Here is a 14111-nt window from a genome sequence, read left to right on the forward strand (position 1 = left end):
TACGGGCTGCGGCAGCGTGGCCCGGCAGGACTGCTTACACTGGCCGCATGGCGAACCCTCCCTCCGTCCAGCTCCTGCTTTTCGACATCTTTGGCACCGTCGTGGACTGGCACGGCAGCATCGCGGCCGAGATGGCGCGCCTGCATCCCGAGGTGGACGGCGACGCGTTCGCGCTGGCCTGGCGCGAGGGCTACCGCCCGGCCATGGCCCGTGTGATGGCCGGCGAACTGGGCTGGACCCGCATCGACGAGCTGCACCGGCTGATCCTGGACGACATCCTGCCGCGCTTCGGCCTGGGCGGGCTGGACGAGGCCTCGCGGCGCGAGCTCAACCGGGTCTGGCACCGGCTGGATCCCTGGCCGGACAGCGTGGCCGGCCTCACGCGGCTGAAGAAGCGATTCACCCTGGCGACGCTCTCCAACGGCAACATCGGCCTGCTCACCAACATGGCCAAGCGGGCCGGGCTGCCCTGGGACTGCGTGCTCTCGGCCGAGGTGTTCCGGGCCTACAAGCCGGACCCGGCCACCTACCTGGGCGCGGCCGCGGTGTTCGACCTGCCCCCGGAGCAGGTGATGCTGGTCGCTGCGCACCACGACGACCTGGCCGGGGCCCGCGCCTGCGGCCTGCGCACCGCCTACATCGAGCGGCCGCTGGAGTTCGGCGCCGGGCACCCCAAGGATGTCTCGCCCGAGCCGGCGAACGACCTGCACGCGCGGGACCTGCTGCAGCTGGCCGACCTGCTGGGGGCCTGATGCCCGCCCTGCGACCGCCACCCCCATGGCGGTGCGCCCGGAGTTGGTTACAATTTTTTAAGACTCTAGGCGCAGCAGCGTGCCCCTGAAGAAAATCCTCCGCAGCCGGCATCTACGGGGCCTCGCGACCGGGACCCTGATCCTCGTGGGCGTGCACGTGGTGGGCACGCTGGGCTACCACCACCTCGGCCGGCCCCAGGCGGGCTGGATCGACAGCTTCTACATGACCTTCATCACCGTGGCCACCATCGGCTACGGCGAGATCGTGGACCTCACCCACCACCCGCTGGGGCGGCTGTTCACGGTGGGCATCTCGGTGATCGGCATAGGCACCACGAGCTACATCTTCTCCACTTTCGTGGCCCTGCTGCTGGAATCCGACTTCAACGCCGCCTTCAGGAAACGCCATATGCAACGCCAGATCGCCGACCTGCGCGGCCACTACATCGTCTGCGGCATCGGCCGCGTGGGCACCAACGTCGCCGAGGAGCTGGTGCGCACGCGGCGTGACGTGGTGGTGGTGGAACCCGATGCCGAGAACCTGGGGCGCTGGCTGGACCGGCACCCCGAGGGGCTGCACCTGCAGGCCGACGCGGCCAGCGACGAAGCCCTGCGGGCGGCCGGCCTGGCCCATGCGGCCGGCGTCTTCTCCGTCACCGGGGACGACAGCCACAACCTCATGATCGCGCTCTCGGTGAAGCTGCTGAACCCGCGGGCGCGGGTGGTGGTGCGTGTGCATGACATCCGCAACACCGACAAGGCGCGCCGCGCCGGAGCCGACGAGGTGGTGTCGCCCGACTTCACCGGCGGCATGCGCATCGCCTCGGCCATGATCCGTCCGCACGTGGTGAACTTCATGGACCGCATGCTGCGCACCGACGACGAGCTGCGAGTCGAGGAGGTGGTGGTGCCGGCGGGCTTCCGGGCGCGCAAGCTGGCCGAAGCGGTGCCGCCTTCGCGCGACTACATCCTGATGGCCACCCACGAGCACGGCCAGTGGGTCTTCAACCCCACCCAGGAGCACCTGCTCCATGCCGGCACGGCCCTGGTGCTGATGACCAACCCGCAGGGGCGGCGGCAACTCGAACAGACCCTGAACGCCGCCTGAGGCGCAAGCCACCTTCGGCCTGGGGCAGGCCGTAACTCGTTCACAGAATCGCGCAGGCCGCGGCGCCGAGGCGCGGCCCCCGTTGAAATGGCGCGATGCCCACCCGCCGCCAACTCCTGCTCGGCCTGCCCACGCTGGCCGCCCCCCGCCTTGCCGGCGCTGCCGGTGCTGCCGGCGTGTTGCGGCCCCGCTTCGGCTACGGCCTCGCCGACGACAGCAACCAGGGCCGCGCCGCGCGGCTGTTCGCCGAGGAGGTGATGCGCCGCACCGACGGCCGGATCATGGTCGAGGTGATCGGCAACGCCATCTTCGGCACCGACGCCAAGCTGCAGGCGGCCGCCGCGGAGGGCAAGATCGAATTCAGCGTCACCTCCACCGCCACCCTGGTCGAGTGGATCCCGGAGTTCTCGCTGCTGGACGCCCCCTTCCTGTTCAGCAACCCGGCGGAGGCCGACGCCGTGCTGGACGGCCCGGTTGGCGACCAGCTGCGCGCCAAGCTGCGGCCGCGCGGCCTGGTGGGCCTGGTGTACTGGGAGAACGGCTTTCGCAACCTGACCACCAGCGTGCGCCCGGTGCGGCGCCTGGAGGACTTCCAGGGCCTGCGCATCCGCGTCATGCAGAACCCGGTGGCCCTGGAAACCTTCGAGCGCCTGGGCACCCAGGCCCGGCCCCTGGCGTTCGACAAGCTCTACGACGCGCTGCGCGACAAGGAGTTCGACGCGCAGGAGAACCCGCTCGCCAACATCCTGCAGTCGCGGCTGTACGAGGTGCAGAAGTACCTCACCCTCACGCGCCACGTGTACAGCGCGTGGATCGTCATCGCCAGCGCCCGCTGGTGGGACGCCCTGCCGCCCGCCGACCAGAAGGCCATCATGGAAGCGGCGGTCGTCAGCCGGGATTTCGAACGCGCGGACACCCGGATGCGCAGCGCGCAGGCCCTCAAGGACCTCAAGGCCGCCGGGCTGGAAATCAACGAACTCAGCTTCAGCGAGGCGAACCGCATCTCCAACCGCCTCAACCGCGTCTATGCCCACATCGGCCCGCGCGTCGGCCTGCCCTTGCTGGTACAGACGCAGGCCCAGCTCGCCGAGATGCGCGAACGTCACCGGTAGCGGCGCTGTCCGACAGCCAGGCGGCGGCGCGGCGGTTGGAATGTCGCCATCGATGTTCCAAGAGGAGTTGCCATGTCACAGCACGCCATCGTCCGCGGCGAGGTGAATTTCCGCGCGGGGGACGGGATGATGATGCCCATCCCCGACGGCCCGGTCGAGATCGAGATGGCGGACGACAGCGTCACGCTCAGCTGGCTGGAGGGCCGCGACGCCGGCAGCACGGCGATCACCCGCGACGAGTTCGAGCGCTATTGCCGCGAGGGCCGCATCCGGCTGGAACCCACGTGACGGTCCGCCGACGCCGCGTCGCCAGCGGGGCGTAGCAAGGCCGGGTCCGGTTGCGCGGCGCAGGCCGTGCCGGCGGCCGGCTCAGCGCTTCGCCGCGGCGTTGCGCTTGCGGGTGGCCGCGGCCTTCTTCGCCGAGACGGACCGCTGCTCGGGCGTGCGCGCGGCGGATGCGTGGCCGCCCTTCTCGCCGCCCTTGCGCGAGGGGGTGGTGTCCATGGCCTTGCCGCGGCCGGCGCCGCTCTTCTTGCCCCCGCCGGTCTCCTTGTTGACCGTGGCCCAGGCGCGGCGCTCGGCCTCGCCTTCGGCCACGCCGCGGTGCTCGTAGCCTTCCTCGATGTGCTCGGCCATGCGTTTCTGCTTGCCGGTGTAGGCCGACTTGTCGCCTCTGGGCATTGCATGCTCCTTTCGCTTCGGTGGCGCCGGCAAGGCGCCCGGGCCGCTGTCAGGCCTGGGGCTTGTCGTCGTTGGCCGCCTGCCGCAGGTCGGCCCGCGCCGGGCCTTCGCCCGGCAGCGTGAAGTTGCGTATGGGCTGCGCCATCGCGCGCTCGCGCGCCGCCAGCCGCTGGGCCCAGACGTGCACCGCGAGTTCTTCGTCGTCGCGATCGTCGAAGCGCGCGTTCCAGGTCTCGCTCAGCGATTCCGGTTTGTCGTTGGACATGATGGTGTCTCCCTGTTTCCGTTGCCAGGGGATCGTAGGCGGCTCGGCCGCGGCGACCCGTAGGACCCCGCGCCGCGCCCCTGCCCGCCACGAGCGCTCAGGGGCGCACCGGGTAGCGCGGCGGCTGCTGCGTGCCGACCCCGAGCAGGTCCACCACGTTCATCACGTCGTCCACCTGGCGCACGGCCTCCACCAGGGCCTGCGCCTGGGCTGGGCTCGCCACGCAGCCGGACAAGGTGACGATGCGGCGTTCGCCCAGCACCCACACGCTGGTGCCCGCGAAGCGCCCATCCTCGCGGATGAACTGCACCACGCGCGGCACGATCTCCGCGTCGTAGAGGTAGGAGTTGGGCAGGCGGCAACGGCCGGAGCGGAAGCAGCTGGTGCCGTGCTGGGCGCGAACGTGGGCCTCGCGGCGGACGTCCTCGGGCGTGATGTCGGGGCCCAGGGGCGGCGGACAGCCCGGCAGGCCGGCCGTGGCCTGCAGGAAGGGGTCGCCGAAGAGGTTGCCGTGGGCTTGCGCAGGGCCGGTCGCGGTGGCCCCGGCGTCCGGGGCGGCCGACGCAGCCGTGCACGACAGTGTCAGCAGCAGGCCCAGCGCGAGCGTTCGCATCGTGCAATCCTCCACGAATTCCCCGCCATCCCGCTCAGCCACAGGCCGCGCGGTGCATGGGCTGGCCGGGAACACTGTACGATTATCCAGTGGACCTCAACCGCAAGCTCGCGATCCTGGCCGACGCCGCCAAGTATGACGCCTCCTGCGCCTCCAGTGGCGGCGTGCGGCGCGACTCGCGCGACGGCCGGGGGATGGGCTCGAACGAGGGCATGGGCATCTGCCACAGCTACGCGCCGGACGGCCGCTGCATCTCCCTGCTCAAGATCCTGCTCACCAACGTCTGCCTCTACGACTGCAAGTACTGCGTCAACCGCGCCAGCAGCAACGTGGAGCGCGCCCGCTTCACGGTCCAGGAGGTGGTCGACCTCACGCTGGACTTCTACCGCCGCAATTGCATCGAGGGCCTGTTCCTGTCGAGCGGGATCATCCGCAGCGCCGACTACACCATGGAGCAGCTGGTGGCGGTGGCGCGCGAACTGCGCGAGGTGCACGACTTCCGCGGCTACATCCACCTGAAGACCATCCCCGAGGCCTCGCCCGAGCTGCTGGCCGAGGCCGGGCGCCATGCCGACCGGCTGTCGGTGAACGTCGAGCTGCCCAGCGCCCAGGGCCTGGCCGCCCTCGCCCCCGAGAAGGACGGCAGCACCATACGCCGCGCCATGGGCCGCCTGCGCCTGCACATCGATGAAGCCGGCGAGGCTCGCCGGGCGCAGCAGGCCGCGCCGCCACGCTCGCTGCCGGGAGCGGCGCCGCGCCGCGCCCCGGCGCCCGCCTTTGCCGCGGCCGGGCAGAGCACGCAGATGATCGTGGGCGCCGACGGTGCGGACGACGCGAGCATCCTGGTCACCAGCGCGCAGCTCTACGGCAGCTACCGCCTGCGGCGGGTCTACTACTCGGCCTTCAGCCCCATCCCCGACGCCTCGTCGGCGCTGCCGCCGCGCAAGCCGCCCCTGCTGCGCGAGCACCGGCTCTACCAGGCCGACTGGCTGATGCGCTTCTATGGTTTCGAGGCCGGCGAGATCACGACCGAAGGGGGCATGCTGTCCCTGGACCGCGACCCCAAGCTCGCCTGGGCGCTGGCCCATCCGGAACACTTCCCGGTCGAGCTGCACCGGGCCCCGCGCGAGATGCTGCTGCGCGTGCCCGGTCTGGGCGTGAAGGCGGTCGAGCGCCTGCTGGCGGCGCGCCGGGTGCGCCAGCTGCGGCTGGACGACCTCGCCCGCCTGCGCGTGCCCGTGACCCGGGTCCTGCCCTTCGTGGCGCTGCCCGGCCACCGCCCCGCCGCCGGTGCGGCGGCACGCGCGGCGGCGCCCGCGGCGCCCGCCGCGCAGGCCTGCCTGTTCTGACGGCCCGACAGGCCATGCGCGTGGACACCCGGCACCCCGTCCCGGCCCAGGCGCCCCGCGAGGTGCGGGCGCAGCTGGCCGGGGAGACCGACCTGGACGGGTTTCGCGCGCTGGCCCGCAGCCTGTGGGCCCGCGGCACGCCGCCCGGGCAGGTGCGCTGGCACACCGGCGAGGCCCGGGACCTGTTCGAGCCCGGCGAGCTGCTGCGCCCAGGCGACGCGCTGCCTACGGGCACGCCGGCCCCGCGCGTGCCCGCCGCCTTCGGCGCGCTGTGCGAGTCGGTGGTGCTGCACCGCGACCCCTCGCGCTTCGCCCTGCTCTACACCCTGCTCTGGCGGCTGCAGCACGAGCCGGGCCTGCGCCACGACCCGCTGGACGCGGACATGCTGCGCGCCCAGGGCATGGCCCGCGAGGTGCGCCGGGAGATGCACAAGATGCGGGCCTTCGTGCGCTTCCGTCCGGTCGCGGACACGGCGGCGCCGGGCGGCGCACGGCATGTCGCCTGGTTCGAGCCCGCGCATCACGTGGTGCAGGCGAACGCGCCCTGGTTCAGCCGCCGATTCGCCAACATGCACTGGGCCATCCTCACGCCGGAATGCTGCGTGGCCTGGGACGGAGAGACCCTGCACTTCGAGCCGGGCGCGGACCCGTCCCGCGCCCCCACTGCCGACGCCGGCGAACAGCTGTGGCTCACGTACTACCAGAGCATCTTCAATCCGGCCCGCCTGAACCCGGCGCAGATGCGCAAGGAAATGCCGGTGCGCTACTGGGCCCACCTGCCCGAGGCCCGGCTGGTGGCCCCGCTGGAAAGCGCCGCGGCCGCCTGCAGCGCGGCGATGATCGCCCGCGAGCCGCAACCCGGACGCCGCCTGGGCCGCGCCACCGCGGCCCTCGCCCGGCACGAGGTCACCGGCGGCCTGCAGGCCTGCGATCGCTGCCCTTGGGCCGCCCAGGCCACGCAGGCGGTGGACGGCGAAGGCCCGCTGCAGGCCCGCCTGATGCTGGTGGGCGAACAGCCCGGCGACGAGGAGGACCTGGCGGGCAGGCCCTTCGTCGGCCCCGCAGGGCGGTTGCTGGACACGCTGCTGGCCGAGGCTGGCCTGGACCGCGCCGCGCTGCGCCTCACCAACGCCGTGCGCCATTTCAAGTTCGAATTGCGCGGGCGCCGCCGAATCCACAAGACACCCTCGCAGGCCGACGCGCTGGCGTGCGCGGGCTGGCTGGACGACGAGATCGCGCAGGTGCGTCCGGCCGCGGTGGTGGCCCTGGGCGCCACCGCGTGGCGCGCCTTGCTGCCGCAGGCCCCGGCCCTGACGCAGGCGCGCGGCCGCTGGTGGCGGCGCGAGGACGGCCTGGCCGTGATGCCCACCTTCCACCCTGCGGCCCTGCTGCGCATGCCGCCCGACCAGGCTGCCGCGGCCCGCGCGCAGGTGGTCGCCGACCTCGCCAGGGCAGCGGCGGGCCCGGGCCTGTCAGGGGACAGGCAGCACACCGGGTAAATCCCCGCGCCGTCCTACAGCATCGCCGCAGGCGCAGGGCTACAGTGAGCCCATCGGTCGTACCGCGCACCGCACCGGCGCGCACGAAAGGCCCGCCCATGCAGGACATCGCATTCAGGACGCTGCTCTACCGCTATTTCTTCTTCGGCTGGTTGTTCAAGGACGCCAACCGGGGCAACCTGCTGGAGCGGGCCGCGGCGCTGCGCTACAACCGCGAGCACGCCCACTGGCTGCTCACGTACATGCGGCGCTGGGCCTGGTGCGGCCTGCTGTTCTACGGCCTGGGCTGCGCCACCGAGTGGCTGCTGCAGTCACCCGGCCTCTCGGTGCTGTTCTACGTGCCGGGCGCGCTCATCGTGCCCGTGAATGCCGTGATCGGCGCCGCCTGGATCGGCCTGAAGGTGCTGCCGGCCACGTTCTGAACGCGGCCGCCCGCCTCAACCGACCACGTCCTCCATCACGTCCACCACCAGGTGGATGGGGTTGTCCGACACCAGCAGGATGTCGTCCCCGGCCCGCAGGTACGCGTAGCCGGCCGGCGGCGCGGGCAACTGCTCGCGCAGCGGTTGCGGCAGCGGATAGGTCGCCACCGCGGACTGCAGCGGCTGGCCCACGGCCCAGTAGCGCCCGGGCACCGGCGGCTTGCACTGGTGGCCTTCTCGCTCCATGCCCTCGGGGCATTCCTTGCCCTTCGCATAGCGCTGGAAGAACTTGCGCGCCACCTGCTTGTGCTGCGCGTTGAAGAAGCCGCCCAGCTTGACGCCGTAGCCCGTCACCCCGGTGGAGGGCGCGGGGGCCTGCTGCGGCGGCTGTGTGTCGGCCTTGTGCAGGGCAGAGGCGGCCTGTGCCCCGCCGGCCAGGCCCAGCAGGCCGGCAGCCAGCATCGCGACCCCGAAGCGCATGCTCATCATCCATCTCCTCGACGACAACATGGAAGCCCCCACTGTCGGGGCTGTGCGGCCGCGGGCGTGTAGGACGGCGCCAAAGAAAAAGGGTGCCCCTGGGCACCCCTTCAGCGCGTCCGGCGGCGGTGCGTCAGTGGAAGATGTCCAGCATGATGTCCACCACCACGTTGCCGTTGATGCGCACCAGCACCACGTCGCCACCGAGGCGCGTGTAGCGGAAACCCACGGGCGCAGGCGGCAGGGCCACCAGCACCGGCTGCGGCACGGCGTACACGGTCACGCCCGCCGGCACCGGCTGGCCGACCGCCCACTTGCGCGCCTGGCCCGGGGGCAGGCAGCCGTTGTTCTTCTTGGCGAGGCCGGGCGGGCAGTGCCTGGCGTTGCCGTAGTGGTTGTCGTAGCTTCGCAGCGCGGCCTCGCGCTGGCTTTCGGTGAAGTACGCGCCGACGCGGACGTCGCCGCCACCGCCCCCCCGCTCGTCACGCGCTTCGTCGCCACGGCCCCGGCCGTTGCCGTTGCCATGGCCGTTACCGTTGCCGTGGTCCTTGGCCAGGGCGGCGCCCGACGCGGCGACTCCCAGCAGGGCGGCCATCAACAGGGGGACGAATTTGCGCATGCGAGGGAACTCCTTGTGCTTCACGGCGGCGATGGCGACGGTCAGACCGAGGCCAGCGAGGGCGCGATGGCGCTGCGCGTCAGGCCCAGCCTCTCGGGCGAGGTGTACTGCTGGCGGTAGATCTCGAAGGGCATGGTATCGGACTCCTCGATCGCCTTCTGGTCGCGCACCGACTGCTCGCTCTGGGCGGCGAACTGCGCCGCCAGGGCCGCGCCGAAGGGCAGCGAGAGCAGCTTGGACTTGGTCTGCATCGCCTGCGCCCGGGTGAAGTCGCAAAAGGAATTGCCGTAGTCCTTCTCCATCACCGCCAGCACGCGGGCCGAAGGCAGCAGGTCGGGCTGGTCCATCAGGGCCTGCGCGGCCCGCAGGGCGTCCGCGTAGTCGCTGCTGCCCAGGGCGTCGTCCAGGCGGGCCGCGATCTCGCCGAAGGCCGACAGCAGTTCCTTGCCCCACTGCACCAGCGGGACCTCCTGGCCGTCGCGCTCCAGCAGCAGCCCGGGCTCGCGACCGTGGGCCGCCGTGCGGTGCTGGTTGCGGCCCAGGGCAGCGATCTCGGCCGGCGTGTCGGGCGGGCTGTCGGACAGCAGGCAGTGCATCAGGAAGATGTCCAGGAAGCGCACGGTCTGCAGCGTGATGCCGATGGGCACGAAGGGGTTCAGGTCCAGCAGCCGCACCTCGACGTACTCCACGCCCCGCTCGCGCAGCGCGTGCAGCGGGCGCTCGCCCGGGTGGATCACCCGCTTGGGACGGATGGTGCCGTAGAACTCGTTCTCGATCTGCAGCAGGCTGGTGGCGAGCTGGTTGTACTCGCCGCCGGGGTTCATGATGCCCACCGCCTCGTAGGCCGGGTAGGGGCGCGTCAGCGCCTCGTGCAGCGAGGCCGCGTAGCCCTCCAGGCCGTTGTAGCTCACCGCCAGGCTGGCCTGGGCATCGCTCTGGTACCCCAGCTTGCCCATGCGCAGCGAGGTGCCGTAGGGCATGTACATGGTGCCGGGGGAGAGCTCCTGCAGCCCGTGGTCGCGCCCGGCCACGAAGCTGGAGCACACCGCCGGAGACGCGCCGAAGAGGTAGAGCAGCAGGAAGGCGTGGCGGCGGAAATTGCGGATCAGCGCGAAGTAGTCCTCGCTGCCCACGCCGGGCAGCGACCAGTTGTAGTGGATGCCGGAGATGGTCTGCATGCGCCGGCCGTAGCGGTGCGCCAGGCCCATGCGGTAGACGCTCTTGGCGCGGCCCACGTTGGAGGCGCCGTAGCGGCCGATGGGGATGTTCTCGTCGGCCGGCAGGATGCAGGGCATGCTGGACACCCACAGCATCTCCTCGCCCAGCGAGCGGTAGGTGAACTGGTGGACCTGCATCAGCTCCTCGAGGCAGGTCTCGGGCGTGGCGTGCACGCCGGTGATCAGCTCCAGCTGCGATTCGCTGTAGTCGGTGGTGATGTGCGGGTGCGTGAGCGCCGAGCCCAGGGCGGCCGGGTGCGGCGTCATGGCCAGCTGGCCTTCGGCCGTGGCGCGCAGGCTTTCCTTCTCGATGCCGCGGCGCAGGCCCTTGAGCCGCTCGGGCGTGAGTTGCGCCAGGCGCGCCTGCAGGTTGCTCATGTCGACGAAGGCTTGCGGAGTCATTGGATTCGTTATGGGCCGGAAGGTAGCACGGTCCGGCTTTTTCTGCTGATTAGGTCGCGCTCCCCATGGCCGGGCTGGACAATGGCGTGTCCATCCCCGGGAGCGTCCCATGACCGAGCAGCCATTGTCTCAAACCGCCACCGAGGCCGTGGCCAGCCTGGGCCGCACCGCGCACGAGCTGATCGACCTGTACCGCGAAGGCGGCGAATCGATCGCCCAGACCCTGGGCGCGCAGTGGGACAGCGCCTTCGCCGCGGCCAGCCCGCAGCTCAGCGCCGAAAGCCGCCGCAACGCACAGCGCACGCGGGCGCTCGCCGGCCAGCTCTACGCGCAGGGCCTGGCGCTCTCCAGCGGCGGCGCGCAGCTGCTGGTCGATACGCTGGTCGGCGCCACCATCGCCGGCATACACTTTGCCGCCGCGCCGCGCAAGCGCGGCTGATGCTTCAGGCACGCGCAACCCCGAGGAGAACGGCATGGCGGTGAAGGTGGAGATCGACCTGGCCTACGAGTTCGCGGTCAAGGCCAAGGCCGACCAGGTGTTCGACCTGCTCTCGGACGTACCGCGCTCGGTCTCGCACTTCCCCAAGGTGCACAAGCTCACCGACCTGGGCGGCGGCGTGTACCAGTGGGAGATGGAGAAGGTGGGCACGGCGCAGGTCCACCTGCAGACCGTCTATGCGTGCAAGTACGCGAGCCACCGCGCCAAGGGCACCGTGACCTGGACGCCGGTCAAGGGCGTGGGCAATGCGCAGGTGAGTGGCGGCTGGAAAATCCACGACCGCAAGACCTCCACCGGCATCGAGCTCGCCATCCAGGGCGTGATGGACGTGCCGCTGCCCGGGCTCATGAAGATGGTCGTGGTGCCGGTGGTCGAGTCCGAGTTCGAGAAGCTGGTCGACAAGTACATCGCCAACCTGGTCAAGGCCCTGGGCGGCGAAGCCTGAGGCTGCGAAGCAGCCGGGCCACGATTGCGCTGCGCTGCGGCCGGGCTCAGGCGCGCGCCAGCACCTTCAGCAGCCAGGCGTTGAGGTCCGCGACCTCCTGCGCACACACCGAGTGCGGCATGTCGTACTCGTGCCAGGCCACGTCGTAGCCCAGGCCCACCAGCGCATCGCGCGAAGCGACCGCCCGTGCCAGCGGGATCACCGGGTCCTGGCGGCCGTGCACCAGGAAGATGGGCGTGAGCGCATTCGCATCGCTGCGCTCGGCCGCGGTCTTCTCGGCCAGGGGCAGGAAGCCCGACAGGCCGACCAGCCCGGCCAGCCGCTCCTTGTGGCGCAGGCCGGTCATCAGCGTCATCGCGCAGCCCTGCGAGAAGCCGCCCAGCACGATGCGGTGCGAGGGGATGCCGCGCGCGTTCTCCTGCGCGATCAGCGCCTCGATGGCGGCCTGCGAGCGGCGCAGCCCGGCCTCGTCCTCGCGCCGCGGCAGCTCCAGGCTCAGGATGTCGAACCAGGCCGGCATGCGGTAGCCGTTGTTGATGGTGACCGGCATCACGGGCGCGTTGGGCAGCACGAAGCGGACCGGGCCCACCGCGGCCAGGTCCAGCTCATCGGCGAAGGGGGCGAAATCGCTGCTGTCGGCGCCCAGGCCGTGCAGGATGATGAAGCTGGCGGCCGGTTGCGGTCCGGTCTCGATTTCCAGGGTTTCCAGGGCGTTCATGCCGCGAGCATAGCGCCGCCGTCCAGACGGGGCGTCCGACAGGCACAGGCGCGGGCTCCTACAGGCCGGCGGGCGCCGCCGCCGCACACTGCCCGGGCCATCAACGACAAAAGGACACGGGCCATGCAGATCTTGGTGAACACGGGCAGCGGGGCCCAGGGCGATGAATCGCTGGAGCGCTGGGCCGACGGCTTCCTGCAGGACGCGCTGGCGCGCTTTCGCCAGGCGCTGACGCGGGTCGAGCTGCAGCTGGCGGGCGAACACCCCGGCAAGGGCAACCCCCAGGACAGGCGCTGCACGCTGGAAGCGCGCCTGAACGGCCACGCGCCCGTGGTGGTGCACCACGATGCCCCCTCGCAGGACCTGGCCATCCGCGGCGCCAGCGACAAGCTCATCCGTGCGCTGGACCATGCCCTGGGCAAGCTGGACCGGCACGACCACCGCGACCGCGAGACGCTGCGCCGCGACCTGCCCACGGATGGGCTCGAGGTGTAGCCCTTTGTGAGAGTCGCGCCCTGCGACCCACAGGCCCTGGAGCGGCGCGTATATTGGTCCGGCGCCCTGCGCACACGCCGGACGCGCCGCACAATCCACTCCAGGAGACACCGATGACATCCAGCCTGATGAAGACGACCTGCCGCGTGCTGGTCACGTCCCTGCTCGCGTTCTCGTTCACGACCGCCCGTGCCGGGCTCATCGGCGCGGAGCAGGCGGTGCCCGCCAACGCCGCCGCCGACCGCGTCGCCGTGATGGACGTGCTCTCTCGCAGCGAAGCCAGCGCGCAGCTGCAGGCCCTGGGCGTGGACCCGGCCCTGGCGCGCGAGCGCGTCGCCAGCATGACGGACACCGAGGTGCAGGCCCTGGCCCAGGACATCCGCACCGCGCCCGCCGGCGCCTGGAGCGGCGGGGTGGTGCTCGCCGTGGTGATCATCGCCGCGGCGGTCTGGTACTTCGCGTACCGCAAGTGATCCGCAGGCGCAGCGTCGTGGCCGGTGGCGCGCTCGCGGCACTCGCGGGCTGCGCCGAACTCGTGCCGCAGACGCTGCTGCTGCGCAGCGGCTGGCCCGCGGGCGTGCCGCGCACGGTCGAACTGGCCGACGTGCCCTTCTTCCCCCAGGAGGACTACCAGTGCGGCCCTGCTGCGCTGGCCACGGTGCTGGCCCATGGCGGCGAGGCCGTGACCGCGGACGCCCTGGTGCCCGAGGTCTACCTGCCGGCGCGGCATGGCAGCCTGCAGGTCGAGATGCTGGCCACCGCGCGCCGCCACGGCCGCGTCGCCTGGACGCTGCCGCCCCGCTACACCGCCCTGCTGCGCGAGGTGGCCGCGGGCAACCCGGTCATCGTGCTGCAGGACGTGGGCCTGCTGTGGACGCAGTGGCACTACGCGGTGGTGGTCGGCTTCGACTACCCCTCGGGCACGCTGTACCTGCGCTCGGGCACGCAGCGCAGGCGCGAGGAGCCCTTCACCGCCTTCGAGCGCGAGTGGATGAAGGGCGACTACTGGGCCATGGTGGCCCTGCCGCCGGGCCGCATCGCCGCCACCGCCCAGGACGACGAGCAGGGCTGGCTGGCCGCCGTGCTGGCGATGGCGCGCACGGCGCCGCCCGCAGCCTCCGCGCAGGCCTACGCCACGCTGCTGTCGCGCTGGCCCGCCAACCTCCCGGCCGCGATCGGCCTGGCCAATTCGCAGGCCGCGCAACACGACGAGGCCGGCGCCATCGCCACCCTGCAACAGGCCCGCGAGCGGCACCCGCAGTCCGTCATCGTGATGAACAACCTGGCCCAGGTGCTGTCGGATGCGGGTCGCCAGGACGAGGCGCTGGCGCTGATCGACCAGGCGGCGGCGGACGCCGACAGCCCCTTCTCGGCCGAGGTACGGGCCACGCGCCAGTCCATCCTGCGGCGCATGGGCCGCAAGCCCTGAGTCCGC

19 protein-coding genes are annotated in these 14111 nt (G+C 71.7%); 12 read left to right on the forward strand and 7 right to left on the reverse strand.

Translation table 11 applies throughout. The features are described 5' to 3' along the window. Positions 1-47 precede the first annotated feature (47 nt). The 4 genes from IM725_RS00210 to IM725_RS00225 all read left to right on the forward strand — a co-directional run bounded on the left by IM725_RS00210 (position 48) and on the right by IM725_RS00225 (position 3260). Positions 48-752, forward strand: coding sequence for a haloacid dehalogenase type II (locus tag IM725_RS00210; protein WP_193778540.1), 705 nt, complete (start codon positions 48-50; stop codon positions 750-752). 79 nt (positions 753-831) lie between these two features. Then, positions 832-1860, forward strand: a complete 1029-nt coding sequence (locus tag IM725_RS00215; protein WP_287066710.1) for a potassium channel family protein — start codon at positions 832-834, stop codon at positions 1858-1860. A gap of 95 nt (positions 1861-1955) precedes the next feature. After that, complete coding sequence (locus IM725_RS00220) at positions 1956-2972, forward strand: DctP family TRAP transporter solute-binding subunit (protein WP_193778541.1); 1017 nt, start codon at positions 1956-1958, stop codon at positions 2970-2972. 72 nt (positions 2973-3044) lie between these two features. Beyond that, complete coding sequence (locus IM725_RS00225) at positions 3045-3260, forward strand: hypothetical protein (RefSeq protein ID WP_193778542.1); 216 nt, start codon at positions 3045-3047, stop codon at positions 3258-3260. Between the two features lie 81 nt (positions 3261-3341). Here the strand turns inward: IM725_RS00225 and IM725_RS00230 are convergent, their stop codons facing one another. The 3 genes from IM725_RS00230 to IM725_RS00240 all read right to left on the reverse strand — a co-directional run bounded on the left by IM725_RS00230 (position 3342) and on the right by IM725_RS00240 (position 4531). Further along, positions 3342-3653: a plasmid stabilization protein gene (locus IM725_RS00230; RefSeq protein ID WP_193778543.1), complete on the reverse strand. Its 312-nt coding sequence runs from the start codon at positions 3651-3653 to the stop codon at positions 3342-3344. A 49-nt stretch (positions 3654-3702) separates the two neighbouring features. Continuing rightward, positions 3703-3918: a hypothetical protein gene (locus tag IM725_RS00235; RefSeq protein WP_193778544.1), complete on the reverse strand. Its 216-nt coding sequence runs from the start codon at positions 3916-3918 to the stop codon at positions 3703-3705. A gap of 97 nt (positions 3919-4015) precedes the next feature. Next, the gene (locus IM725_RS00240) at positions 4016-4531 is read right to left on the reverse strand and encodes a BON domain-containing protein (RefSeq protein ID WP_193778545.1); all 516 of its coding nucleotides are present in this window, start codon (positions 4529-4531) and stop codon (positions 4016-4018) included. 89 nt (positions 4532-4620) lie between these two features. Here IM725_RS00240 and IM725_RS00245 point away from each other — a divergent pair, with 89 nt between their 5' ends. The 3 genes from IM725_RS00245 to IM725_RS00255 all read left to right on the forward strand — a co-directional run bounded on the left by IM725_RS00245 (position 4621) and on the right by IM725_RS00255 (position 7801). Further along, entirely contained in the window at positions 4621-5880 is a 1260-nt protein-coding gene (locus tag IM725_RS00245; RefSeq protein WP_193778546.1) for a putative DNA modification/repair radical SAM protein, read from the forward strand. Positions 5881-5900: 20 nt separating this feature from the next. Next, positions 5901-7379: a UdgX family uracil-DNA binding protein gene (locus IM725_RS00250; protein ID WP_287066714.1), complete on the forward strand. Its 1479-nt coding sequence runs from the start codon at positions 5901-5903 to the stop codon at positions 7377-7379. Positions 7380-7477: 98 nt separating this feature from the next. After that, positions 7478-7801 carry a hypothetical protein gene (locus tag IM725_RS00255; RefSeq protein WP_193778548.1) on the forward strand — a complete coding sequence of 108 codons (324 nt, stop codon included), beginning with the start codon at positions 7478-7480 and terminating at the stop codon, positions 7799-7801. 15 nt (positions 7802-7816) lie between these two features. Here IM725_RS00255 and IM725_RS00260 read toward each other — a convergent pair whose 3' ends face one another. From IM725_RS00260 to gshA, 3 genes are all read right to left on the reverse strand, one after another. Continuing rightward, the gene (locus IM725_RS00260; protein WP_193778549.1) at positions 7817-8287 is read right to left on the reverse strand and encodes a hypothetical protein; all 471 of its coding nucleotides are present in this window, start codon (positions 8285-8287) and stop codon (positions 7817-7819) included. Positions 8288-8414: 127 nt separating this feature from the next. Continuing rightward, on the reverse strand, positions 8415-8900 hold the full coding sequence (locus IM725_RS00265; RefSeq protein WP_193778550.1) for a hypothetical protein: 486 nt from the start codon (positions 8898-8900) through the stop codon (positions 8415-8417). A 41-nt stretch (positions 8901-8941) separates the two neighbouring features. After that, complete coding sequence (gene gshA, locus IM725_RS00270; protein WP_407692487.1) at positions 8942-10519, reverse strand: glutamate--cysteine ligase; 1578 nt, start codon at positions 10517-10519, stop codon at positions 8942-8944. A 109-nt stretch (positions 10520-10628) separates the two neighbouring features. On the opposite strand from gshA, the gene IM725_RS00275 reads away from it, so the two are divergent. Together IM725_RS00275 and IM725_RS00280 are read left to right on the forward strand one after the other, a co-directional pair. Continuing rightward, on the forward strand, positions 10629-10958 hold the full coding sequence (locus IM725_RS00275) for a hypothetical protein (protein WP_193778551.1): 330 nt from the start codon (positions 10629-10631) through the stop codon (positions 10956-10958). Between the two features lie 34 nt (positions 10959-10992). Next, a complete protein-coding gene (locus IM725_RS00280; protein WP_193778552.1) occupies positions 10993-11463 on the forward strand; it encodes an SRPBCC family protein in 471 nt (156 codons plus the stop codon). Positions 11464-11509: 46 nt separating this feature from the next. On the opposite strand, the gene IM725_RS00285 is transcribed toward IM725_RS00280, so the two are convergent. Further along, complete coding sequence (locus IM725_RS00285) at positions 11510-12181, reverse strand: alpha/beta hydrolase (protein WP_193778553.1); 672 nt, start codon at positions 12179-12181, stop codon at positions 11510-11512. A 123-nt stretch (positions 12182-12304) separates the two neighbouring features. Here IM725_RS00285 and IM725_RS00290 point away from each other — a divergent pair, with 123 nt between their 5' ends. The 3 genes from IM725_RS00290 to IM725_RS00300 all read left to right on the forward strand — a co-directional run bounded on the left by IM725_RS00290 (position 12305) and on the right by IM725_RS00300 (position 14105). Further along, complete coding sequence (locus IM725_RS00290; protein WP_193778554.1) at positions 12305-12676, forward strand: HPF/RaiA family ribosome-associated protein; 372 nt, start codon at positions 12305-12307, stop codon at positions 12674-12676. Between the two features lie 113 nt (positions 12677-12789). Further along, positions 12790-13149 carry a PA2779 family protein gene (locus IM725_RS00295; protein WP_193778555.1) on the forward strand — a complete coding sequence of 120 codons (360 nt, stop codon included), beginning with the start codon at positions 12790-12792 and terminating at the stop codon, positions 13147-13149. Beyond that, on the forward strand, positions 13146-14105 hold the full coding sequence (locus IM725_RS00300) for a PA2778 family cysteine peptidase (RefSeq protein WP_193778556.1): 960 nt from the start codon (positions 13146-13148) through the stop codon (positions 14103-14105). The genes IM725_RS00295 and IM725_RS00300 overlap by 4 nt, the downstream gene beginning before the upstream one ends. Positions 14106-14111 lie beyond the last annotated feature (6 nt).

It is taken from the genome of Ramlibacter aquaticus (assembly GCF_015159745.1).
GTDB classification, from domain to species: domain Bacteria; phylum Pseudomonadota; class Gammaproteobacteria; order Burkholderiales; family Burkholderiaceae_C; genus Ramlibacter; species Ramlibacter aquaticus.

Excerpts from the sequence above, each read along its gene's own strand:
- IM725_RS00285 (WP_193778553.1), bottom strand. The coding sequence starts at position 12,181 with ATGAACGCCCTGGAAACCCTGGAAATCGAGACCGGACCGCAACCGGCC.
- IM725_RS00230 (WP_193778543.1), bottom strand. The coding sequence starts at position 3,653 with ATGCCCAGAGGCGACAAGTCGGCCTACACCGGCAAGCAGAAACGCATG.
- IM725_RS00225 (WP_193778542.1), top strand. The coding sequence starts at position 3,045 with ATGTCACAGCACGCCATCGTCCGCGGCGAGGTGAATTTCCGCGCGGGG.
- IM725_RS00290 (WP_193778554.1), top strand. The coding sequence starts at position 12,305 with ATGCAGATCTTGGTGAACACGGGCAGCGGGGCCCAGGGCGATGAATCG.
- IM725_RS00275 (WP_193778551.1), top strand. The coding sequence starts at position 10,629 with ATGACCGAGCAGCCATTGTCTCAAACCGCCACCGAGGCCGTGGCCAGC.
- IM725_RS00260 (WP_193778549.1), bottom strand. The coding sequence starts at position 8,287 with ATGAGCATGCGCTTCGGGGTCGCGATGCTGGCTGCCGGCCTGCTGGGC.
- gshA (WP_407692487.1), bottom strand. The coding sequence starts at position 10,519 with ATGACTCCGCAAGCCTTCGTCGACATGAGCAACCTGCAGGCGCGCCTG.
- IM725_RS00210 (WP_193778540.1), top strand. The coding sequence starts at position 48 with ATGGCGAACCCTCCCTCCGTCCAGCTCCTGCTTTTCGACATCTTTGGC.
- IM725_RS00295 (WP_193778555.1), top strand. The coding sequence starts at position 12,790 with ATGACATCCAGCCTGATGAAGACGACCTGCCGCGTGCTGGTCACGTCC.
- IM725_RS00220 (WP_193778541.1), top strand. The coding sequence starts at position 1,956 with ATGCCCACCCGCCGCCAACTCCTGCTCGGCCTGCCCACGCTGGCCGCC.
- IM725_RS00280 (WP_193778552.1), top strand. The coding sequence starts at position 10,993 with ATGGCGGTGAAGGTGGAGATCGACCTGGCCTACGAGTTCGCGGTCAAG.
- IM725_RS00235 (WP_193778544.1), bottom strand. The coding sequence starts at position 3,918 with ATGTCCAACGACAAACCGGAATCGCTGAGCGAGACCTGGAACGCGCGC.
- IM725_RS00240 (WP_193778545.1), bottom strand. The coding sequence starts at position 4,531 with ATGCGAACGCTCGCGCTGGGCCTGCTGCTGACACTGTCGTGCACGGCT.
- IM725_RS00255 (WP_193778548.1), top strand. The coding sequence starts at position 7,478 with ATGCAGGACATCGCATTCAGGACGCTGCTCTACCGCTATTTCTTCTTC.
- IM725_RS00265 (WP_193778550.1), bottom strand. The coding sequence starts at position 8,900 with ATGCGCAAATTCGTCCCCCTGTTGATGGCCGCCCTGCTGGGAGTCGCC.